The sequence below is a fragment of the Paenibacillus maysiensis genome, from assembly GCF_000520815.1.
GTDB classification, from domain to species: Bacteria; Bacillota; Bacilli; order Paenibacillales; family Paenibacillaceae; genus Paenibacillus; species Paenibacillus maysiensis.
Genome location: NZ_ASRY01000097.1, coordinates 1 through 22733, shown reverse-complemented (window position 1 = coordinate 22733; position 22733 = coordinate 1). Strand labels below are relative to the sequence as shown.

Here is a 22733-nt window from a genome sequence, read left to right as displayed (position 1 = left end):
GTGATGGCAGACGTGAAAAAGATTGCGGTAATAGCAGGGGACGGAATTGGACCGGAAGTGGTCGCTGAGGCAGAGAAAATTTTGAAGCGTACGGAGGAAGTGTTTGGTCATTCATTTGAAACGGAGCATGCACTGTTCGGCGGAATTGCCATTGATGAGAAGGGTACACCATTGCCGCAAGAAACGCTGGCTGTCTGCAAATCTGCAGATGCCGTACTGTTGGGAGCTGTAGGTGGTCCCAAGTGGGATAACAATCCGAAGGAGCTTCGCCCTGAAACAGGACTGCTGGGTATACGCAAAGCGCTGGGCCTGTTCTCGAATCTCCGTCCGGCTGTCGTCTTTGATTGTCTTAAGGACGCATCAACACTGAAACCTGAAGTGTTGGAAGGAACGGATCTGATCGTTGTGCGCGAGCTGACAGGTGGCATCTACTTCGGTGAGAAGTTCAGACGTGAAAGCCCGCAGGGTGAGGAAGCTGTCGATACATGCGCATATAATGTAACGGAAGTGGAGCGCATTGTTCGCCAATCTTTCGAAATTGCACAGAAGCGTCGCAAAAAGCTTGCATCAGTCGACAAGGCCAATGTGCTGGAAACTTCCCGTTTGTGGCGCGAAGTGGTTAACCGGGTCGCCGTGGACTATCCGGATGTTGAGCTGGAGCATGTACTGGTTGATAACTGCGCAATGCAATTGCTGCGTCGCCCGTCCAGCTTTGACGTCATCGTGACGGAAAATATGTTCGGCGATATCCTTAGTGACGAAGCGGCTATGCTGACTGGTTCCATCGGTATGCTGTCCTCTGCTTCTCTCGGAGAAGGCAGCTTCGGTCTGTACGAGCCGGTCCACGGCTCAGCACCGGACATTGCGGGTCAAGGGCTTGCTAATCCGATTGCTACGATCCTGTCCGTTGCTTTAATGTTCCGTATGACTTTCGGATATGAGAAAGCTGCTGACGCCATTGAGAAGGCGGTAGCAGAGGTACTAGATGCCGGACATCGCACAGCCGATATCGCGGTGGATAAATCCAGGGCCATCTCGACAACCCAAATGGGTGATTTGATCGCAGCGGCTATTCGATAAAAGCTTAGCAGCTTCCTTGAAATAAGGTAGCTGATTATACAGCAAGTGTATGATACAGCAGCTCCTGAGCAATCAGGGGCTGCTGTTATATCCGGAAGTGTACAACCTGATGAATGTGTATAAATTGTGAATTTTCAAAAGCTAGTTTAAAATAATTCTAAAAAAGTAATGGTTACAATATTGACTTTGATTTCTGCGAATGATAACATTTATCAAGTAGGTTGTTTTAATACAATACAGATGATTGAGGAAAACACATTTGATGTTTTTCTTACATATTTTAAAAGGAGGATTTCATATTATGGCAGAAAGATTGGTAGGAAGACCCGCACCTGATTTTGCATTGGAAACAGTGACTGGGGACGGTCAAGAATTTGGTTCGGTGAAGCTTTCCGATTACCGTGGCAAATGGCTCGTATTCTTCTTCTATCCACTGGATTTCACTTTTGTGTGCCCAACAGAAATCACAGCGTTGAGTGATGCTGCTGACCAATTTAAAGAGCTGGATACTGAAATTCTGGGTATCAGTGTAGACTCCGTACACAGCCACAAAGCATGGATCAACACAGCTAAAGAAAACAACGGATTGGGCAAACTGAACTTCCCGTTGGCTTCTGATATCACGAAAAAAACAGCAAGCGATTATGGCGTTCTGATCGAAGAAGAAGGAGTTGCATTGCGCGGCTTGTTCATCATTGATCCTGAAGGCGAATTGAAATATCAAGTGGTTAACCATAACGACGTAGGTCGTAGTGTAGAAGAAACATTGCGTGTACTACAAGCTTTGCAATCCGGCGGCTTGTGTGCAATGAACTGGAAACCAGGCGACAAAAACCTGTAATATAAGCTTTAGAAGAAGTTGAACATTAAATTTGCAAGCCCCCAACAAGCGGTTTTTTACCGACATTGGGGGCTTGCTTGCCTATGTTATGCAGGAAAAGAGTTTATGATTATGTGTGTTTGAAGTGAACAGTGCAGGGCGAAATAAGAAATAATTGTGGAAATGTTACTGTGTTTTGGAGGAATTTCAACTGGTGAAAGCGAATAAGGTAACATAGAGGATAAACAAGGCAGAATAGGTTTTGTTCAGAGGAGGCTGAGCCCGGATGAGTTATTGCTGTGGAGCAAGCATGGTAGGAACCAAGGGAACGCTGAAGCATTACCGCACCCAAGTTCATAATGTTCCTTTGCTGTTTTGCCCGGTATGTCGTCGTATTGAGGTCCATTATAAAGTCGAGAATGAGTATGAAATTTTGGCTGAGTATGCACATGGAGACGGGGCAAGCGAGATTGATTTTCAGGACTACGTCATGGAAGATGATGATACGATATTTGAGAATTGTGTGAATCGGGAGAGTGAAGATGCGTTTGAAATTGTGAAGCGCCAAATTGATATGTCTCTGGATTTATTGATGGTAGCAAAACAGATGAACGATGAAAAATGGCAGGGAGAGCTCAAGAGAAGACTGGCTGTTATGAGCCAGAGACGCTCTCGGTTTCAGCATAATAAGAGCGGCAGTTGATATCCTACACACCAAAGAAGCTCTCACACCTAGAGAGCTTTTTTTGGTGTGTAGGCGCTTATTCCTAACTTATTATTTCGTTTTTGGTAATGTTGCGCAGATATTATGACGAAAGAAAACAGGATAAAAATGTGAATTCGACACTTTTTCCGATTGACTGGAATCCTAAGTCTTGTCTATCATAAAATTAGACTCTCAATTGGAAAGAGATGACCGGATTTTGTGAATCTGTTTTCTAACCGTTGAAGGGTAGTCGATAGATGATGTCTTTCTCTTCTTCAATAATGTTAAGCGTCCGATACGGCCAGTTTATCATTCCGAAACAAGGGGGAAGCCTGGCATGATCAGTGAATTCCAAGAAGCCTTGCTTGATACCGTGGGAGCTTGCCCTTCCACACAGATCGCCAATAACAAGTATGAAAATGTGCTGGAGAACCTGGATAGTGGTATCATGCTGTTTGACAGTGACGGGGTACTGACCTTTATTAACGTGCAAATGGCCAAACTGCTGGAACTGCCGCGTAGTTCGCTGGCAGGTCGCAACTTGATGCAAATTTTGCATCATCCCGAGTTAAGTCGATTTAAGAAGAAGAAAATTTTGCGGATATATAAAGAGACCATCTTTCATAGAAAGCGCTATCATGAGTTGATTGATGAGTATGGCCGGCATTGGTTGATTACGGTGACCTACGGGGATCAGATGGATGGCGATTTTTTGTTCAGCGTCAAGGATGTGTCGGATTATAAGCAAATTGAGCAGACGGCGTATCAAAATGACAAGCTCGCGATGCTAGGACGCATTTCCGCCTCGATTGCTCATGAAATTCGTAACCCGCTTACCGCCATCCGGGGCTTTATTCAATTACTGCGGCCGCATCTGGTGGAGTTGGGGAGAGATGAGTATGCTCGTATAATTTTGACAGAGATAGATCGCGCGAACGACATTATTTATGAGTTTCTGAATTCGTCCAAGCCTTCAGCTCCTCAAAAAACGGCTGTACCTGTGATGGGGCTGCTGAAAGAGGTTGTGATGCTGACCGAAAGTGAGGCGCTGATGAAGGGTTGCCAGATCGCACTGGATGAAAACAGTACGCTCATGAAGGTTTCCATTGATGTAAAGCAGATTAAGCAGGTCATTCTCAATATGATCAAAAATGCAATGGATGCCATCGAAGGTATCGGAGAGGACCGTGAGGGATGCATTGATATCCATACGGTGCTGGAAGGCTCGTATGTCCATATTTGCATTGAAGATAATGGTTTGGGAATGGATCACAATACATTGTCACGTTTATTTGATCCATTTTTTACAACGAAAGAAAGCGGTACCGGCTTGGGACTGGCAGTGAGCTATCGGATCATCAAAAATCACGGAGGCTTTATTCATGTAGACAGTACACATGGGAAGGGGACACAGTTTAAAATCACGCTTCCTGTAGTTTAATGTTCTGGGACTTTCACAAAGGGGTGTAGTAGCTACTGATTCTTTTGTGTTGTACAACACTGGTGCATAGGTATCACTCAATTGGAAAAGACCGGATAGAGCGCATGATCTGAAAAGATGATGCGCTTTTTTTGGTACTGAAAGCTTATTTGTTTGCGTAAATACGAAAATTAAATAGTGAATATAAGACTAAAAAATGATTCACCTTTCACAGATTAAATGTTATTATGTACCAGAATCCATATTTATTTTTGATACTATAGACTTGAAAAACGGCTTCCAAAGCTGTCAAACGTCTTAGATGATCGGAATTTCCGATATGCAGGGGGCTGAAGAGGCTGAATGAGTACACGGCTGGAAGTAAAGAAAACGATAGGCATTGGCATTGCTGCGCTAGTTCTGTTTGTCTTGGTTCAGTTATTTCATGTAACTTTGAATAAGTTATACTTCCATGATGTTTTTTTCTTGCTATACCCCATTGCAGGATTCGCCTGTGCGGCGATCTGTTTCTCTATTTTTTATCAATCCTGGTCGGTTTTGCTGGAGCAGTTATCCTGCCAGAGACTTCTCATCGCGCCCACATTTCTGGTGGCTGGTCTGCTTTACCTTGTTCATATCGTCTCGTTTAGTTTTGTTAGCCTGACGGACTTTGTTTTGTCTCCGGGTATTTCGCTGTGGCTTCTTTATGTGAATCGTGTCTTTACCTCTATTATGCTTATAGTCATTTGCTCCCTCCCCTTTAGAAAAGCCGTATCAGGATACAAGAAAACCGCTTTATGGATAGGGATATGTTTTACTTTGCTGATCCTCGGGACCATTCAGATATACGAGTCGCACTTACCGGATCTGCGTATAAGTCACGAGATGGACAATCCGGGGTGGATCTTGAACTGGGTTATCCTGTTTCTGCTTGTATCCAATTTTATTTTAGGTGCACGAAAATATTTCCGACATCTCCCAACGGAATTTGGTATGTTGCTTATGCTTCGCGGGATTGGGCTGTGTACCGTAAGCCAGTTGTTTTATTTGTCCTCCCGGCAAATGAGTGATATAAATCACCTTATGGGACTTTTGATGAATGCTATTGCATTCTATGATCTGCTGGGCGGATTGGTTCGGCTAATGGTCCTTGTTCCATACCAGGAAAAGAAGGCGGCAGAATCTGAATTTAATTACATAGCCTATTATGACGATATAACAGGGCTGCCGAATCGTCGGCGTCTTTCACAACGGCTGGAGCAATCTCTGCACAATTCATTAAAACCCGATGAAACGGTAACTCTTTTAATATTGAATATTGACCGATTCAAAACCATTAACGATTCGCTGGGGCATATGGCAGGGAATTATTTGCTGTATGCGGTAGGCGAACGTTTGGAGCATTTTTGCCGTGAAGGCGAGGATGTTTTCAGCATGGGTGGAGATGAGTTTGCGTTTCTTCTCACAGGCTACAAGGATATAGATGCCATGAAAAATCGTATTGATGATATGGTAAAGCTGTTTGAGCAACCTTTTGATATTAATGGAGAACATTATCATGTGATGGTGAGTATGGGGATAGCTTTGTACCCACTGGATGCCACTCAGGGTGAGCAACTCATTCAGCATGCGGATACCGCTGTTCACAATGCCAAGGAGCAGGGAGTGAATTTTCAGCGGTATACCAGTGGCATGCAGATGCGGGCGCAGGAAAGGCTCCAATTGGAAAATGATTTGCGGCGCGCGCTCGAAAATGAGGAATTTTCACTGGTGTATCAACCGCGTGTTCATTTGCAAAGCGGTGAACTAACGAGCTTGGAGGCACTGGTGCGTTGGAATCATCCTCATCGCGGAATGGTGATGCCGGGAGATTTTATTCCGGTGGCCGAAGAAAGCGGTCTGATCGTGCCTTTGGGGGAATGGGTGCTGCGGGAAGCATGCCTGCAAAACAAGCGCTGGCAGAAGGCAGGGTACCAGCCGATCCCGATATCAGTGAATTTATCCATGCGCCAATTTCAGCAAAAAAAGCTGGTGGATGTGATTCGGGGCATTTTGACCTACACGGGACTGGAACCGTGCTATCTGGAGCTGGAGATTACAGAGAGTATGACTTTTGATAAGGATCGAGCCTTTAAGCAACTGAAAAAAATAAAAGCCATTGGTGTCGCAATCAGTATCGACGATTTTGGAACAGGCTATAGCTCGTTGCATTATTTGAAAAATCTTCCGATTGACCGTCTTAAAATTGACCGTTCCTTTGTCAATGAGGTGCTGGTGGACAGCAAAAATGCGGCTATTGTGTCGACCATTGCCTCCATGGCCCACCATTTGAAGCTGAAGGTTACGGCTGAAGGAGTGGAAAATGAGGGTCAACTCCAATTTTTACAGGCTCAGGATTGCCATGAGGGGCAAGGCTATTATTTCAGTCGGCCTATTCCGGCGGAATCCTTTGAAAACTTGTTTTTGCGCAAACCTATGAATTGGCTGGTTCAGGATGGGATGTAGTTTGCTTGCAATTTACAGGCAGGTAAGTTATACTAGATAACATCCTGATTCTCCTAGTTGACAACAGTTTAATGATGTCAAACATAAGAATTGAGATATTCTAAAATGCGGGTGTAGTTCAATGGTAGAACTTCAGCCTTCCAAGCTGATAGCGTGGGTTCGATTCCCATCACCCGCTTTGCGGTAAAAATGCTCGAAACCCTTGCGATGCAAGGGTTTTTATTTTTGCCCATAGCTCGACGTACGGCAGACTCCTTTTTCAAATGGGGCAGAATATGATTCCAATGGTTCAGATCTGGACAAGCTTTTGTATGTAGGGCAATCAGCTGATTAGGTAACCATCAGTAATTCCAAATTTGCTAATCATAAGTACGGTCTCATTCTGGGTTATCCTGATGATAGCAATAAGAGTTACGATGGCTTACCTCATATCACCATCGCGAATAATTATTTTGAAAACTTGCTAGTTCGCGGTCCCGGGCTTATGAGATATGGGTATTTCCATGTTAAAAATAAATAATTTTGATGCACAATGGATTTGCAAATACGTTCTGATCTGCTATACTGGCTGCAAGCAAGTATTCCGTGAAAAGGAAGGTAACGATACGTCCGATGAAGTAAGCACACTGATTTTCCCCATAAACTGCACAGTTACTGGCAGGCGGCTGTATGCTGCAACGGGAGAAGTGTGTCTGAAATGAGGTTTGGGACGTATACGTTTGCTCCGTAACGGGATTATGCTTTTTTCCGTTTACGGTTCTCTTTCTCATAAACGTATGTTCTGAAACGATTCATAGCAGTCATTCTATATTCCTTGTATGCAAGCCGCAGCCTTCTGCGGCTTTTTTTATTGCTTTCGGTGGTGAAAACCGGACAGGGAAAGGATGATTACCATATGAAAACCATTTTGCGTATCCGCAATGTGATAAAGGATTGGAACGGAACGTCTTTGTTTGAGAATGTATCGATGGATGTGACGGAGGGAGAACGACTCGCCCTGTTCGGAAGAAATGGAGCAGGCAAAACGACGCTATTGCGGATACTGTTAGGCGACGAGGCGCCGACTTCAGGTAAGGTAGAGCATGAATTACCGCTGGAGGAGCGGGGCTGGCTGAAGCAGCAGGACACCATTCAATCCGCCCGAACTGCACTTGAGGCGGCACAGCAGGCCAGTCCTGAGCATTGGCGAGTCAGGATGACGCTGAAGCAACTGGAGGCCGAAATTGCCCATAAGGGAGAGGAAGCAGAGCGTCATCTGGAGCGATATGGCGAGCTGATGGATGAGTACGAACGGCTGCAAGGTTTTGCGTGGGAGTCCGAAGTGGAAAAGGCGCTGACCCGGATGGGCATGCCTGCTGAGACGTGGCCTATTGCCTATGGTGACCTGAGCGGAGGGCAGAAGACGAGAGTACGGTTGGCCGGGCTGATGGTCAGACAGCCGAAGCTGCTGGTGCTGGATGAACCGACCAACCATCTGGATGCCGAAGGTTTGCTCTGGCTGGAGCAGTGGCTGTCCACATATCATGGGACGCTGTTGTTTGTATCGCATGACAGAGCCTTTTTGGATCGGGTAGCTACAGGCATATGTGAGCTGACGTCAACGGGCATTCGGCGCTATAAGGGTGGCTATACGGAATATAAGGCGCATAAGGAACGGGAGCTGCGGGAGCAGGAAGCCAACTATCGGAAGCAGGAACTGGCACGGCAGGCGTTGGAGGAGACGATCCGAAATTACCGGGAATGGTTCCATCAGGCGCACCGGGCAGCCTCCAATGTGGAAATGGCCGTTACGCAAAGCTTTTATAAGGCCAAGGCTAATAAAAATATTTCCCGTTATCATGCGAAGGAGAAGGAGCTGGAACGACTGGAGGCCAACCGGGTTGAGCAGCCGCGCGAAGTAGCATCTTTGCATATGAAATTAAGTGACAGCGCGTTTCAGGCCAAATATCTGCTGCGCGCCGAGCATGTCTATTTTAGCTACGACGACCATACCATTGTGCAGGATCTCAACCTGAACATTGCACGTGGCGATCGCCTTGCTGTTCGGGGTCCGAATGGGATTGGCAAAACAACGCTGCTACGGCTGTTGACGGGTCAGCTGGAGCCGTATAAGGGCAAGATCACAGCGAATCCACAGCTGAAAATCGGGTATTTTTCACAGGAACTGGAGCAGCTTCCAGAGGATCAGACATTGCTGGATAGTTTGCTTGCGCTCCCCACCATGACGCAGACAGAAGCGAGAACGGTGCTGGGATGCTTTCTTTTTGCCAGAGAAGATGTGTTCAAGAGGATCGGGACGCTTAGTATGGGAGAGAAATGCAGGGTGGCCTTTCTACGCTTGTATTTTAGCGGAGCCAGCCTGCTGGTGCTGGATGAGCCGACCAATTATTTTGACATTGAAACCCGTGAGATTGTAGAGGAGTCCTTACGCAGTTACGGCGGGGCGCTGGTGCTTGTCTCGCATGACCGGGAGCTGGTGCGCCGGACGGCAACCCGTTTGCTTGATATGCAGCCTGGAGGCGTTTATGAAATCTACGAAGGGACCGCCGACGAAAAGCAGGAAGATCAGCAGAACCGTCAACAGGAACCAGAGGATCAGGAGCAGCGTGAGGAGCGTCTGCGATTGCAGTTGCGTCTTACGGAGCTGATGGGTACGGTCGGGCTGGACGATGAAAATGAGGAACTGTTGTCAGAAATCAGGCGTATTCGTGCCAAACTGGATCAGTCGGATTAAACGGCTGCGTCAGAATGGGTAAAACCGTATGCCCGGCTTGCCAAAGCGCTAGGGTTTGCATATAATAATGAGCAATAGTTCGAAATTTGAAAATGTCTTGATGGAGAAGAGTAGGCAGTGTCTGATTGAACAGGGAGGAAGCGCCGTAGGATTGAGAGCGTTTCTGCAAAACAAGGCTGTTGAAGTTCGCTCCGGAGCAGTTCCTTGAACCACGTATGCGCCATCTGTAGATGGCAAGCGGGCAAGTAGGGGATACCGATTCACGACCGTTACAACGTGCAGAGCGAGATGATCATGCAAAGCATGTATAAACCTGTACTGTCGAATGGCAGAAATTGTCGAAAGACAAAGCGCGGGATGAGCTGAGCAGGATTGTCTAACGAGGGTGGTACCACGGTCTTTTCGTCCCTTTACCGGGAGAAAAGACCTTTTTTTGTTGTCTGAAAAGCTGGATATGAAGAAAGGGGACTGAACAGGCGATGAGCGAAACCATCCAAATGAAGGAACATTTGCTGGCCTTGAAGGAAGAAGCACTGGAAGTATTGGAGAAGGTGGCAACGCCCAAAGAGCTGGCCGATCTGCGGGTTAAATATTCGGGTAAAAAGGGTGCGCTGACTGAAATTTTGCGCGGTATGGGCAAGCTGAGCGCGGAAGAGCGTCCGGTTGTCGGACAGGTAGCCAATGAAGTTCGCGAGGCGATTGAAGAAGTCGTCAACCGTAAACAGGATGAGTTCACGAAAGCGGAGACGAATGAGCGTCTGCAAGCGGAAAAGATCGACGTTACGCTGCCTGGACGCACATTGCCGCAAGGTGGGCTGCACCCGCTTAATAAAGTAATTGAGCAGATTGAGGACATTTTTACTGGTATGGGTTACCGGGTTGCGGAGGGTCCACAGGCAGAGACAGATTATTATAACTTTGAAGCGTTGAACCTCCCTAAGAATCACCCGGCGCGGGATATGCAGGATTCGTTTTATCTGACCGAGGATCTGTTGATGCGTACCCATACGTCACCCGTTCAGATTCGCGCAATGGAGGCGATGAAGGGCGAGACGCCGATTAAGGTCATTTGTCCGGGTACGGTTTTCCGACGTGATGATGACGATGCTACGCATTCTTTCCAATTCCACCAAATTGAAGGGCTTGTGATTGGAAAAGACATTCGCATGAGTGATCTGAAGGGAACCTTGCTGCAATTCGCACGCGAAATGTTCGGGGAATCGACCGAAATCCGTCTGCGTCCAAGCTTCTTTCCGTTCACAGAGCCGAGTGCTGAGGTAGACGTGACTTTTGTAAAGAAAAATGGCGAGCGCGTATGGATCGAAATTTTGGGCTGTGGCATGGTGCATCCGAAAGTACTGGAAATGGGCGGTTTTGATCCCGAGGTATATAGCGGTTTTGCATTCGGTATGGGTGTAGAGCGGATTGCCATTTTGAAATACGGAATTGACGATATTCGTCATTTTTATAACAGCGACCTGTCATTCTTGAAGCAGTTTGCGCGTCAATAAACAACTATATCGAGGGAAGTGAACCCATATGAAAGTATCATTCGATTGGCTATCCGAGTATGTATCGCTGGATCAGGTGAGCGCGGAGGATCTGGCTGAGAAAATCACCCGTTCGGGCATTGAAATTGATGAGGTCGAACATCGCAACAAAGGGATTACAGGCGTCGTGGTCGGCTATGTCAAAAGCAAGGAAAAACACCCTGATGCGGATAAGCTGAATGTGTGTATCGTCGATGCGGGACAAGAGGAAGATTTGCAAATCGTGTGTGGCGCCAAAAACGTGGATGCAGGGCAAAAGGTTCCTGTTGCCATCGTGGGCGCGAAGCTGCCGGGAGATTTTCAGATTAAAAAGGCCAAGCTGCGTGGTGTTGTATCCATGGGTATGATCTGCTCGGCGAAGGAACTGGGCATGAATGACAAGCTGCTGCCCAAAGAGCTGCAAGAAGGTATTCTCGTACTGCCTGAGGATGCTGAAATCGGTACGCCGATTACGAAGCTGCTGGCGCTGGATGATCAGGTGCTGGATTTTGATCTGACACCAAACCGTTCGGATTGCTTGAGTATGCATGGTGCGGCTTATGAAGTGAGCGCGATTCTGGGGCGTGACATTTCGCTGGCTGAACCGGCTAAGGATTTGGTGGAAATCAGCGATGCGGCGGCAGATCATCTGTCGGTAAAGGTGGATACACCTGAACTGTGCACGCACTATGCGGCTCGATATATCACGGGTGTAAAAGTGGGGGCTTCTCCGCTGTGGATTCAAAACCGCCTGATGGCGGCGGGTGTTCGTCCAATCAATAACATCGTGGATATTACGAACTATGTCATGCTGGAATACGGTCAGCCGTTGCATGCTTTTGATGCGGATAAGCTGGAAAATGGCAACATAGAAGTACGTCTCGCTCGTGCAGGCGAAACATTGGTTACGCTGGACGATCAGGAGCGCAAGCTGGAGCCACATATGCTGCTGATTACAGACGGCGTGAAGCCGATTGCGCTGGCAGGGGTGATGGGCGGAGCCAATTCTGAAGTTACGGATGCGACGGTCAGCATTGCGCTGGAATCCGCAAAGTTTGACGGCGGTACGGTTCGCAAAACGTCCCGTCAGCTTGGACTTCGATCCGAAGCAAGCCTGCGTTTTGAAAAAGAGGTTGATCCGGGTGCTGTTGTACCTGCAGTGAACCGTGCGGCAGCGCTGATTCAGCGTTATGCAGGAGGCACTGTGCATCAAGGAATCGTGGAATCTGCTTCTGCGAAGGCCGAGAAACGCATTATTAAGCTGTCGTTAGATAAAATAAACCGATATTTGGGGACGGAACTGTCGCTGCTTGAGGTGAAAACGATTTTCGGCAGACTTCATTTCGGATGTGGCGACGCAGAGCAAGGGGTACTGGAAGTTGAAGTACCTACACGCCGTGGAGATATTACCATAGATGTGGATTTGATTGAAGAGGTGGCCCGTCTATATGGTTACGACAACATTCCGACGACACCGATTGAAGGACCGACGACGCCGGGTGCTTTGACAGCATCGCAATCACTGCGCCGTTCGCTGCGTAAATTGCTGGCCCATGGCGGTTGGCAAGAGACGATTAGTTACTCGTTTGTGCATCCGGATAGTGCAGGTTTGTTTAATGCGCTGACAGAGGGAAGCCATCCTGTACGCTTGGCGATGCCTATGAGCGAAGACCGCAGTGTGCTGCGTACAAGCATTATTCCGCAAATGCTGGATACAGCAGTGTATAACATGAACCGGAAGCAGGAAAATCTGGCGATTTTCGAAATAGGAACTGTATTTTATACCGCGGAACAAACGCTGACCCGCCAGCCTCAGGAAATTCAAGTGCTTAGTCTGCTGCTGACTGGCGTACGCCGTGAAAAACAATGGAATATCGGTGCTGAGAAGGTCGATTTCTTTGATATTAAAGGCGCGCTGGAAACGGTATTTGACTATTTTGGATTGGATGCAAGCATCCGTTATGTGGCTGACCAGCCGCAAAGCTATCATCCGGGCCGTTCCGCCTCGGTATGGCTGGATGTGAATGGGACCTCCCAACGAATCGGTACCATCGGGCAGATCCATCCAGAGCTGCAACAATCTTATGGGCTGAATGATACGTATATAGCGGAAATTGCGTTGCAACAGGTGATCGAACACGCTAACAGCCACATTCAGTTCAGAGAGCTGGCTCGCTTCCCGTCCGTGGAACGCGACATTGCCCTTGTGGTGGATAAGGACGTAGAAGCAGGCGAACTGCTGCGTGTGATTCATGCGGCGGGCGGAGAGCTATTACAGGATGCACGGGTGTTTGATGTATTTACAGGTAGCAAGCTTGGCGAAGACAAGAAGAGTGTAGCTATCTCCCTGACCTACCGTCATTGGGAGCATACGCTGACGGATGAAGAGATTAATGCGGCGCATATTCCTGTCGTGACGTCTCTGGAACAAACTTTTGAAGCGGAATTGAGAAAGTAGCAGGAAATGCGGGGAGCCGTATCGAATCTTAGTGACAGAGGTTCGATACGGCTTTTTGGCCTATCATCATTGAAGCTCTCTACTCTGATATTCACCCGCTGCGGGGAAACCGGACTAATGGGGTTGAACGCTTCACGAAGAGCGGGTTACCATAGTACCGGACACAACTTAGAATCAACATACAGTAGTATTGAAGGAGGGCATAATTGTGACTACACCAGATCGTACTCGCGTCACTGTAGAGATCTACGGTACTTCTTATAAACTCGTCGGCAGTAATACCGATTATATGAAGCAGGTTGCCAATTACGTGGATGAACGCATGCATAGCATTTCTCAGGCTCATTCGCGTCTTGATATGCCCCGAATTGCCGTGCTGGCTGCGGTTCATATGGCAGAAGAAGCTGTACAAATTCAGGAAATTCAGAGTCATATGAACCGGTTGGCCGGGGAGCGGGCGGAGCTTCGGGGCGAACTGGCTCAACTTCAGACGGCTCTTGGAGAACAGCAGCAAAAAAATACGGATATGCAGCAGTCTTTTGCCCAATTGAAGGAAGAGAAGGAAACGGTTCTGAAAAAATGGAGGGAGACCGAATCCGCATCAGCCAGGGAAATTGCCGAATTAAAGGCGAAGCTGGAACAGCAGGAGAAAAAATCAGCAGAACTCGAAAATGGACAAAAGCAGGCTGAACGTCAATTGGAGGAGTCCCGTCAGGAAGCTTCCCGTAAGCTGAAAGAGCAGCAGGAGGCGGCAAATGCCCGTATCCGCCAGATGGAGGAGCAAACCAAGAAGGAGCTGGCCGAAGCGGTCAAGCAGGCGGAAGCCCAGCTGTCGGCTGCGGAGAAGGCTCATCAGGAGCGTCAGCGTACAGAGCTGGACAAGCTGCGTTCTGCTTTGCAGCAGGAGCATAGCCGGAAGGTCACCGAATGGCAGGGCAAGTGGTCTGAGCTAAACGAGCAGCTGGAGCAGGAGCGTAAACAGGCGGAATTGGCGTTGAATGAAGAAAAGCTTCAGCATCAGGAAGCGGAGAAACGGGCCGAGGAAGCTGCACTGGAGCAGGAAATTCGAATCGAGGAGCTTCAAGAGCAATTGGAGCAGGTACAAGCAGGCAGTACAGAGCTGTCTTCCCGTCTGGGAGAGGCGCAAGAGCAGGTTGCAGCTTTGAAGAAACAGCAATCCGAGCTGGAGTCTACGCTGGAAGCACAGCGACTGGCTGCAACAGAGCGAGAGCAGGCGGATACACTTGCGCGTGAAGAGCTGCAAAGCCGTTACGATGAATTGGCGGCAAAAGCCAAGGCAACGCAGCAGCAGGCGGCCAAGCTGGAGGAAGAACAGCGCCGGATGCAGAAGTTGCTGGAACAGGCGCATGTGTCCTCCCGCAAACTGCAAAGTGAGTTGGCTACACTGGCGGAAAGCGAGAAGTCTTGGCAGAAGCTTGCAGAGGAACGCCAGCTCGCAGTAGATCAGCTGGAGCTTTCGATACTGGAAGTACGTGAACAGAAGGAGGCTGTACAGGAGCAATTACAGCATGCCATGGCTGAGGTTGAAGCTGTAAACCATAAATTTGCTGCGCAGCAGCAACGTTTGTTGCAGTTGGAAGCGAGAATCAAGGAGCTTTCACCTGAGTTGATTCGGGTTCAGGACGAGCTGGAGAAGGTAATCCTGCGTGAGCAAGAGGGAACAAAGGCTTACAAAACACTTCAGGAGCAGTATGGAAGCATGAAGAGCCGGGCAGAGCAACTGGGACAGAATATCAAGCAGCTCCAGCGTGAAGATAGCGAACGGCGGAAGGAACTGGAGCGTGCTGAAGAAGAATCACTGGAATGGCAGCTTAAATATGAGCAGTTGAAGGCCGAAGCGGAACGTTTGGAAGCCGAAGATGCTGCCCGCAAGAAAGAATTTGCTTCGTGGGAACGGGAAATAGCCGTAACAGTTGAACAAAAGGAACAGCTTCAAGAGGAAATTCGTCTGGCCGTTGAAGCTGCCGAGGCGGCGAAGGCTGAACGGCAATCTGTAGATCAGGAACGGATGGCTTTACAGTCCGAGCTGGAGGAAGTCGGTCAGAAGTATGAACTGGCGGCTCATCAGCTTCGTCTTTTACAGGTTCAGCAGGATGTGGATCGGGAAAATACGGAGAAGATATCGATGGAATTACGTCAATTGCAAGAAGAGTATACCAAGCTTCAATCCGAGTACAATGAGTGGATTGAATTAATCGAACAGGATCAGTAGATACGGATTATACATGCAATGCAATCCCCGGCTGCTTATCGCCGGGGATTATTTGTATGCTGTATTCTGTTCGGTTCTGTAGATGACAAAAGGCTGTCCATCGGCAGAAGAAATCTGCTGTGGAACAACCTTGTCGGAAATGTGAACCCAAATTATTTCTCGCTCTTGCGGCCGGCTTCAAACGGTGTCGATACCGGAATGAAGAGGTCGATAATCCCGATAACCAATGCAGCGAGCAATGCGCCCAGAACGGAAACACTGACATGGGTCACGACATATTGAGCGATCCAGATAACCAGAGCGCTCACCAGAAAGCCTACGATACCGCGTCCGAATGGTGAAACGCGTCGGCCAAACATAGCCTCAATGATGTAACCGATCAAGGCAATGACAATGGCAAGGATCAGCGCGCTCCAAAAGCCGCCTACACTAAAGCCGGGAACGATCCAGCTTACGACCATCAGAACCAAAGCGGCAACGATGAAACGCACAATGTGCCCGAGAATGCTCACGGAATAACCTCCTTTGTTTTTTTGAATGTACAGGGTTATACAAAGGTATTGTGTGGCATAAACGGCTTTCTTATGTGTAAGCAGAGTTGGCAAATAGCGTAAGTGCGCGGCTTTCGTTATAATATAGATATAAGTGAAAGGAGTAGTGAAGTTGGACTCTAAAATATTCAAAACCCTAGAATATCAAAAAATTTTAAATAAACTAAGTCACTATGCTCAAACCGCGATTGGTCAGCAGACAGCCCAGCGGTTACAGCCCAGCGATGATTTGGAGCATATCAAGAAATTGCTGACAGGCACGGATGAGGCCTATGCTGCCGATCGACTTAAAGGAGTACCCTCGTTTAACGGAGTCGTGGATATTACTCCAGCGGTCAAGCGCGCCCGTATCGGGGGAACACTGAGTCCGCAGGAGCTGCTTGGCATTCGGACAACAGTTCAGGCTGCGCGCCGTGTACAGGTGTACGTGGCAAGTTTGCATGAGGAAAATCCAGTTGAAACACTGCTGTATTGGAGTGAGCAGCTTTCAGAACAGAGAGGTCTGGAAAACTCGATTAAAGGCTGTATCGACGAAAATGCAGAGGTGCTGGATTCTGCCAGTACAGAGCTTTCACAAATCCGCAGAGAGCTGCGCTCGGGTGAAGTGCGTATTCGAGAAAAGCTCGATTCCATGATTCGTTCCTCCACCGTATCCAAAATGCTTCAGGATCAGTTGATTACGATCCGTGGAGACCGTTTTGTAATTCCGGTTAAAGCCGAGTATCGTTCTTATTTTGGCGGAATTGTGCATGATCAATCCGGGTCCGGTGCAACGCTGTTTATCGAGCCTGAATCCATCGTGGCCATGAACAACAAGCTGCGGGAAACACGGTTGAGAGAAGAACGCGAAATCGAAGTGATTTTACAAAAGCTGACCGCACTTGTCGCAGAACAAGCGGATATGCTGCTATATGATGTAGATGTTTTGGGGACGCTTGATTTTATTTTCGCCAAAGCTCGTCTCGCTCGTGAGATGAAGGCAACCTTGCCTTTGATGAATGATCGGGGTTACTTGAAGCTGAAAAAAGGCAGACACCCTCTTATTCCGTTGGAGCAGGTCGTTCCGATTGATGTGGAGCTGGGCAATTCGTATACCTCCATTATCGTAACCGGACCGAATACAGGGGGAAAAACCGTTACGCTGAAAACCATCGGCTTGCTTAGTCTGATGGCGATGTCGGGACTTTTTGTGCCTGTAGAGGACGAAAGCCAACTGTGCGTATTTGACGCGATCTATGCAGATATTGGTGACGAGCAAAGCATTGAGCAAAACCTGAGTACCTTTTCCAGTCATATGACCAACATTATCAGCATCCTGAAAAATATGACGCCGAAAAGCCTTGTGCTGCTTGACGAGGTAGGTGCAGGAACCGATCCTGCGGAAGGCTCGGCTTTGGCTGTATCCATTCTGGAGCATATGCATGCTTTGGGTTGCCGTATGGTTGCGACGACTCACTATAGCGAATTGAAAGCTTATGCTTATGAGCGCAAAGGAATCATTAATGCGAGCATGGAGTTCGATGTTGCTACATTAAGCCCGACATACCGTCTTCTCGTGGGTGTGCCCGGTCGAAGTAACGCTTTTGCCATTGCTGAGCGCTTGGGATTGCCGGGCCGTATTTTGGATTATGCCCGCGGTGAGGTGACGGAAGAAGATCAGCGCGTAGAGCATATGATTGCGTCACTGGAACAGAATCGTCTGACAGCCGAGCAGGAGCGGGAAAAGGCGGAGCAATTGCGTGGTGAGATGGAAGAACTGCGCACCCGTCACCAGAATGAGCTGGATAAGCTGGAAGCACAGCGGGATCGTATGCTGGAAAAGGCTGCGGACGAAGCAAGAGGTCTCGTGGACAAAGCTCGCAGTGAAGCGGAGATAATCATTGCTGATCTGCGTAAGTTGGCTCAGGAAGAAGGAGCCTCTGTTAAGGAGCACAGGCTGATTGCAGCCCGCAGAGAGCTGGATGAAGCGGAACCGAAACAGCGTAAGAAAAGCGCAGTCAAGCGCCCGGCCGCTGTACGTACACGTTCTATCGTAGCTGGCGATGAGGTATCCGTTCACAGTCTGAATAAAAAAGGCCATGTGGTGGAACTGTCCGGTAGCAAGGAAGCCGTGGTGCAACTGGGAATCATGAAAATGAAGGTCAGTCTGGACGATCTGGAGCTGCTGCAACCCGCCCAAACAACGGCACCGAGAGTCCAGAAGCCGGTAACTGGCATTAAGCGAACACGGGATGAAAATGTGCGAAATGAGCTTGATCTGCGCGGTGCGAACGTGGAGGAAGCGCTGATGGAGGTAGATCGCTTCATGGATGAAGCATTTTTGGCCAATCTGGGGCAGGTACACATTATTCATGGCAAGGGAACAGGGGTTCTTCGGACCGGTATTCAGGAGTACCTTCGCAAGCATAAGCATGTGAAAAGCTACCGTATCGGAAATTACAATGAAGGCGGCACAGGCGTGACGGTTGCTGAATTGGAATGAGCTACGGGTTACCGGCCATTCGGTCGGGAATGCTTTGTAGAACGGGAGGGACAAAGTGAAGATGGCGATTGATGAATTGCTGTCACATCCGTTAGGAATGATGCTGGGCTATTTCTCGGTGGCGGTGCTGGAGCTGATTGTATTTTTGTCATGCTTTGAGCTGGTAACCCGGTATAAATGCTGGGAAGAGATCAAACGCGGCAATATTTCAGTAGCGATGGCTACGGGCGGGAAAATGTTCGGTATTTGCAACGTGCTCCGCTTTGCGATGGAAGCCAAATCCAGCGTGTACGATACGATGATTTGGTCGTTCGTCGGCTTTTTACTGCTGCTTGCGGCGTACTTTCTGTTTGAGTTTCTGACACCGGTATTTTCAATCGATCAGGAAATTAAGGAGGACAACCGCGCTGTCGGCTTGTTCTCCATGATTATCTCGATATCGTTATCTTATGTGATTGGTGCCAGTGTAACTTGACACATCCTGTATACTAGAGCTTGGTATACGCATGGAACGGAAGGATGATGAAGCTTGGAAATGACCATTTGTCCATGGTGTAACATGGAAATTATTTGGGATGAAGAATTGGGACCTGAAGAAGAGTGCCCTTATTGCCATAATGACCTGAAAGGGTATTCGGATATCACCGATGATGAAGATGAAACGGAGTCTGCTTCTGCACATGTTCATGGGCATACGGATGAGCACCGACATGGAGAAAGTGAACACATGCATACTCATGCACATGACCACGAACACAGCCATGATGATGCGACTTCTGTGGGTCAAGCAGCGCCTTCCCCTGGGAAGGAAGACCTCAAGGGCTATCGTACGTTGAGCATTCAGCTTGGGGATGAGGATGAGCAGGATATTTTATATGAAGCAGAGGATGAAGTCGTAGTTGAAAAGCCGGCTGACGCTCCATTGTTGCAGGACAACGAGCTTCACAAGCTGCCTGTGCTGCATACCCTGCAAAAATTTGAAGAAAGCGGTGCGGATCTAATGGCTTATGAACAAGGCGCTGAACAAATACTCGACAGACAAGATGAGGTTCTTGAATGCTCCCAATGCGGTGAATACATGCTGCATGCAGGTTCGCAAACCGTGACCGAAGAAGGCTTTGTACCGTCGATGTCTCCTGCGCTCGGAAGACCTGTTCTGGATTTACCGTTTGTCTTAAATGTATATGTATGTCCAAGCTGCTTCCATGTTCAGCAGACGTTGTCAGAGGATGACCGATTGCGTTTGTTGGAGAAGCTGAGTGGTATTTCCAACAATTAATTATATTCCCCCGGATAAGCCCAAGTTGAATTCGGGCATCTTAAGCCGAAGAAGCTCTGAAGCAAGCTAAGTTAAAAGGAGCTGAATGGTGATTTTCGGTTAGGGGGAAATTCATTGAAATCAAACCTGAACGGACAATCCATTCTGCTGCTAAGCCTGAATGGATTGTTTGTGTTTGCGGCAGCTTTGTCAGGTACTTTTCTTAACGTATATCTGTGGAAAAGCAGGCAGGATTACGCGATGATTGGCTGGTTTAATGTTAGTCAGCAAATTGCGCTGGGAATCATGGTCTGGGTGGCTGGAAAATGGGTCAAGGAGCATAACAAAATGAATGCTCTGCGCGTAGGGACCGCGTTGTCCGGATTATTTTATCTGGTGGTTTTATATACGGGATCGCAGGCTGTAAACTACATATGGCCGTTAGGGATGCTATTGGGTGCAGCGTTGGGTTTGTTTTGGCTAGCTTTTAATGTGATTTTTTTTGAGGTCACAGATCGGGTAAGCCGGGATCATTTTAACGGATGGGTGGGCCTGCTGGGCTCGTTTTCGGGTATTGTTGGTCCCTGGCTGTCCGGCTGGATTATCGCCCGTATGGAGGATGATGCGGGATACCGCGTGATATTTAGCATCTCTTTAGCACTTTATGTGGTAGGGGTAGTGCTGAGTTTCTTTCTTCGCAAGCGTAAGACGACAGGAAGTTACAATTGGCTGGAGCCCAAGCAGCGTTTGTCGCAAAAAGGAAGTATGTGGCGGCCATTGTCGTTGTCGCTTGTTACACAGGGCATTCGTGAAGGCGTTTTTGCCTTCCTGATTACGCTGCTTGTGTACGTCGCTACTCAGCAGGAGTGGAAGCTGGCGCAGTTTTCGCTTATTACATCCGCAGTTTCATTTTTCAGCTTTTGGGCTGTTGGCAAATGGCTCAAGCCACATTATCGCTCGGTTGGCATGCTGTTGGGTGCCTCGCTGCTGGTGATTGCGCTTGTGCCGTTACTGTGGCGTATGGAGTATAGCACGCTGCTGATTATGGGCATCGGGACCGCCTTGTTTTTGCCATTATATTTAATCCCGATGATCTCTGCGAGCTTTGACTTGATGGGGGTTAGTGAAAAGGATGTAAATAAAAGGGTCGAACTGGTCGTACTACGCGAGTTGTGTCTGATGGTAGGTCGATTGACAGGAATGCTTATCTTTCTGGGTGTGTTGAGTATGAGCAAGGCACCTATAGCCATGATCTGGCTGTTGATTGGACTTGCATTAATGCCCGTGGCGGGATGGGTATTTATGCGTAATGTGCTAAAGAAGGAGCAAACAACGAAACAGAGCAAGTCTCAGTCCAAGGCACGACGCTGGCACAGGCAAACCGAGTAGCTTGAAATATATTCAAAAAAAGAGCCTCCAAATCCACGAAAATGGGAATTGGAGGCTCTTTCGTACTTCGTATTTCGTATTTATTAAGCCAGCGGCTCCGTGATTTCGGGTGAAGGCTTGGTGGTACGTGTTAGTGAAAAAAGCTCCATCTCAGGTCGGTGTGTGCCCGTCAGTTCATCAGCCAATAGCTGTGCAGCCATCATGCTGGTAACTGAACCGTTTCCCCCGTAGCCCTCCAAAAAGTAGCAGTTCGGAAAGCGCGGGTGCGGGCCAATATACGGTAAGCCATCATGGGAGGAGCCAAAGACGGCTGCCCATGCATAATCAATCTTGAAGGGTATATCCGGAAAATGCTCCTGTAATGCTTGCAGCAGCTTTTTCTGTTGGTGCAACAGTCTGACTTCACGTTGGTCCGGGACGAGTACAGGTTCATCCAGCCCTCCGATAATCACGCGTCCTTCCGTGGTGGAGCGTATATACAGATAAGGACGGGCGGTTTCCCAGATCAGACATTGCTCATGCCACATGGCTGAATCTCCAACTGGATTAGTGGCAATCGCATAAGAGCTTTCCAGTATGGCTCCACGATCCTTTTTAATTTCCTGGGACTCATAGCCTGCCGCAAAAACAACCTTTTTCGCCCGAATGGTTCCACCGCTGGTATGACAAACGACCTCATTGTCGCCAAATTCAAAATGCTTCGCTTCGGTATGCTCATATAAGCGTACACCAAGACGACTGGCGGATTGCAGGAGTCCCTGTACAAAACGAAACGGATTCACCTCAGCATCTTCGTGTGTATACAGCGCAGCCGGTTTACGAAAAGGAAAACGAGCAGCCACCTGTTGCTCACCCCAATATTCCACCGGGAATCCAAAGCGGGTTAGCTGTTCGAACTCTTTTTGGAGCACCGACACATCCTCGGGTGTACTCGCATAATACAGGCTGCTGCGGCGGATAAAGGACGGGTCGAGGTCCACTGTGCCAGCCAGCTTTTCCAACTGATCCAGCGCATCCTTGCACATCCGATAAAACAGTACCCCATTAGCCTCACCAAAGGTGTTGATAAAAGAGGTCAGCGTCTTATCGTTGCTATATTTCAGCAATCCGGTATTGGCCGAAGAACTTCCATGCGCCAGTTTGCGCTTATCAATCACGACCGTATCTACCTTTCGCTCCCCTAGCAGCCAGGCACAGAGCGCTCCACCCATCCCACCGCCGACGATAAGCACATCACAAGTCAAATCTTCTGTTAAAGGAGGAAAATCCAGTTTCTGCTCCAGAATACTAGGCCAATACGTATTTCCACTAATCAATTCCATAACAAAACTCCCTATAAGCAATATCCAGTGTGTGTGTAGTTATTTACAGTAGTTCCGAGAAGCCATCAGGCTTCTCATATTTTAATACCTTTCACTTCCCACGCCAAAGGGGAGTCTTATCGAGATCTTGGCGCCTTAGTGGTGGGCGTTCCTGCCGACGCAGCGAAGCGATTCATTTGAATCTGAAGAAGCGACAGCGTTCGCCTTTGCCATGGAATTCTTACCTCTAAATGTTTTATACAATCT

At 48.3% G+C, this 22733-nt stretch carries 15 protein-coding genes, 1 tRNA gene and 1 pseudogene; 15 read left to right on the top strand and 2 right to left on the bottom strand.

Annotation, left to right across the window (positions count from 1 at the left end; genetic code table 11):
- Nucleotides 1-3 precede the first annotated feature (3 nt).
- The 11 genes and pseudogenes from leuB (at nt 4) to L696_RS0106650 (ending at nt 15485) form a co-directional block, all read left to right on the top strand.
- Nucleotides 4-1080: a 3-isopropylmalate dehydrogenase gene (gene leuB / locus L696_RS0106695; RefSeq protein ID WP_025682959.1), complete on the top strand. Its 1077-nt coding sequence runs from the start codon at nt 4-6 to the stop codon at nt 1078-1080.
- Nucleotides 1081-1381: 301 nt separating this feature from the next.
- Complete coding sequence (locus L696_RS0106690; RefSeq protein ID WP_014280569.1) at nt 1382-1921, top strand: peroxiredoxin; 540 nt, start codon at nt 1382-1384, stop codon at nt 1919-1921.
- A gap of 265 nt (nt 1922-2186) precedes the next feature.
- Nucleotides 2187-2603, top strand: coding sequence for a hypothetical protein (locus L696_RS0106685; RefSeq protein ID WP_025682958.1), 417 nt, complete (start codon nt 2187-2189; stop codon nt 2601-2603).
- 340 nt (nt 2604-2943) lie between these two features.
- Nucleotides 2944-4047 (top strand): ATP-binding protein, encoded by a 1104-nt coding sequence (locus tag L696_RS0106680; RefSeq protein WP_025682957.1) that lies wholly within the window; start codon nt 2944-2946, stop codon nt 4045-4047.
- 342 nt (nt 4048-4389) lie between these two features.
- Complete coding sequence (locus L696_RS0106675; protein ID WP_025682956.1) at nt 4390-6531, top strand: putative bifunctional diguanylate cyclase/phosphodiesterase; 2142 nt, start codon at nt 4390-4392, stop codon at nt 6529-6531.
- 107 nt (nt 6532-6638) lie between these two features.
- Nucleotides 6639-6709: transfer RNA gene (locus tag L696_RS0106670), tRNA-Gly, on the top strand.
- A gap of 102 nt (nt 6710-6811) precedes the next feature.
- A pseudogene (locus L696_RS29270) lies at nt 6812-7045 on the top strand (pectate lyase family protein); the annotation flags it as partial.
- 381 nt (nt 7046-7426) lie between these two features.
- Nucleotides 7427-9265, top strand: a complete 1839-nt coding sequence (gene abc-f, locus L696_RS0106665) for a ribosomal protection-like ABC-F family protein (protein ID WP_025682955.1) — start codon at nt 7427-7429, stop codon at nt 9263-9265.
- Nucleotides 9266-9744: 479 nt separating this feature from the next.
- Nucleotides 9745-10776 (top strand): phenylalanine--tRNA ligase subunit alpha, encoded by a 1032-nt coding sequence (pheS, locus tag L696_RS0106660; RefSeq protein WP_273041806.1) that lies wholly within the window; start codon nt 9745-9747, stop codon nt 10774-10776.
- 28 nt (nt 10777-10804) lie between these two features.
- On the top strand, nt 10805-13252 hold the full coding sequence (gene pheT, locus L696_RS0106655) for a phenylalanine--tRNA ligase subunit beta (protein ID WP_025682953.1): 2448 nt from the start codon (nt 10805-10807) through the stop codon (nt 13250-13252).
- Between the two features lie 208 nt (nt 13253-13460).
- Complete coding sequence (locus L696_RS0106650) at nt 13461-15485, top strand: cell division protein ZapA (protein ID WP_025682952.1); 2025 nt, start codon at nt 13461-13463, stop codon at nt 15483-15485.
- A 152-nt stretch (nt 15486-15637) separates the two neighbouring features.
- On the opposite strand, the gene L696_RS0106645 is transcribed toward L696_RS0106650, so the two are convergent.
- Nucleotides 15638-15997, bottom strand: coding sequence for a phage holin family protein (locus tag L696_RS0106645; RefSeq protein ID WP_025682951.1), 360 nt, complete (start codon nt 15995-15997; stop codon nt 15638-15640).
- A gap of 151 nt (nt 15998-16148) precedes the next feature.
- Between L696_RS0106645 and L696_RS0106640 the strand changes: the two genes are divergently transcribed.
- The 4 genes from L696_RS0106640 (at nt 16149) to L696_RS0106625 (ending at nt 21165) form a co-directional block, all read left to right on the top strand.
- Nucleotides 16149-18518, top strand: coding sequence for an endonuclease MutS2 (locus L696_RS0106640; RefSeq protein WP_025682950.1), 2370 nt, complete (start codon nt 16149-16151; stop codon nt 18516-18518).
- Between the two features lie 61 nt (nt 18519-18579).
- Nucleotides 18580-18993 (top strand): DUF350 domain-containing protein, encoded by a 414-nt coding sequence (locus L696_RS0106635; RefSeq protein ID WP_007429540.1) that lies wholly within the window; start codon nt 18580-18582, stop codon nt 18991-18993.
- 54 nt (nt 18994-19047) lie between these two features.
- A complete protein-coding gene (locus tag L696_RS0106630) occupies nt 19048-19797 on the top strand; it encodes a hypothetical protein (RefSeq protein ID WP_025682949.1) in 750 nt (249 codons plus the stop codon).
- Nucleotides 19798-19911: 114 nt separating this feature from the next.
- Complete coding sequence (locus tag L696_RS0106625; protein WP_025682948.1) at nt 19912-21165, top strand: MFS transporter; 1254 nt, start codon at nt 19912-19914, stop codon at nt 21163-21165.
- An 83-nt stretch (nt 21166-21248) separates the two neighbouring features.
- On the opposite strand, the gene L696_RS0106620 is transcribed toward L696_RS0106625, so the two are convergent.
- Entirely contained in the window at nt 21249-22487 is a 1239-nt protein-coding gene (locus L696_RS0106620) for an NAD(P)/FAD-dependent oxidoreductase (protein WP_025682947.1), read from the bottom strand.
- Nucleotides 22488-22733 lie beyond the last annotated feature (246 nt).

Coding starts and splice junctions, on each gene's coding strand:
- leuB (WP_025682959.1), top strand. CDS start 4: ATGGCAGACGTGAAAAAGATTGCGGTAATAGCAGGGGACGGAATTGGA.
- L696_RS0106690 (WP_014280569.1), top strand. CDS start 1,382: ATGGCAGAAAGATTGGTAGGAAGACCCGCACCTGATTTTGCATTGGAA.
- L696_RS0106685 (WP_025682958.1), top strand. CDS start 2,187: ATGAGTTATTGCTGTGGAGCAAGCATGGTAGGAACCAAGGGAACGCTG.
- L696_RS0106680 (WP_025682957.1), top strand. CDS start 2,944: ATGATCAGTGAATTCCAAGAAGCCTTGCTTGATACCGTGGGAGCTTGC.
- L696_RS0106675 (WP_025682956.1), top strand. CDS start 4,390: ATGAGTACACGGCTGGAAGTAAAGAAAACGATAGGCATTGGCATTGCT.
- abc-f (WP_025682955.1), top strand. CDS start 7,427: ATGAAAACCATTTTGCGTATCCGCAATGTGATAAAGGATTGGAACGGA.
- pheS (WP_273041806.1), top strand. CDS start 9,745: ATGAGCGAAACCATCCAAATGAAGGAACATTTGCTGGCCTTGAAGGAA.
- pheT (WP_025682953.1), top strand. CDS start 10,805: ATGAAAGTATCATTCGATTGGCTATCCGAGTATGTATCGCTGGATCAG.
- L696_RS0106635 (WP_007429540.1), top strand. CDS start 18,580: ATGGCGATTGATGAATTGCTGTCACATCCGTTAGGAATGATGCTGGGC.
- L696_RS0106620 (WP_025682947.1), bottom strand. CDS start 22,487: ATGGAATTGATTAGTGGAAATACGTATTGGCCTAGTATTCTGGAGCAG.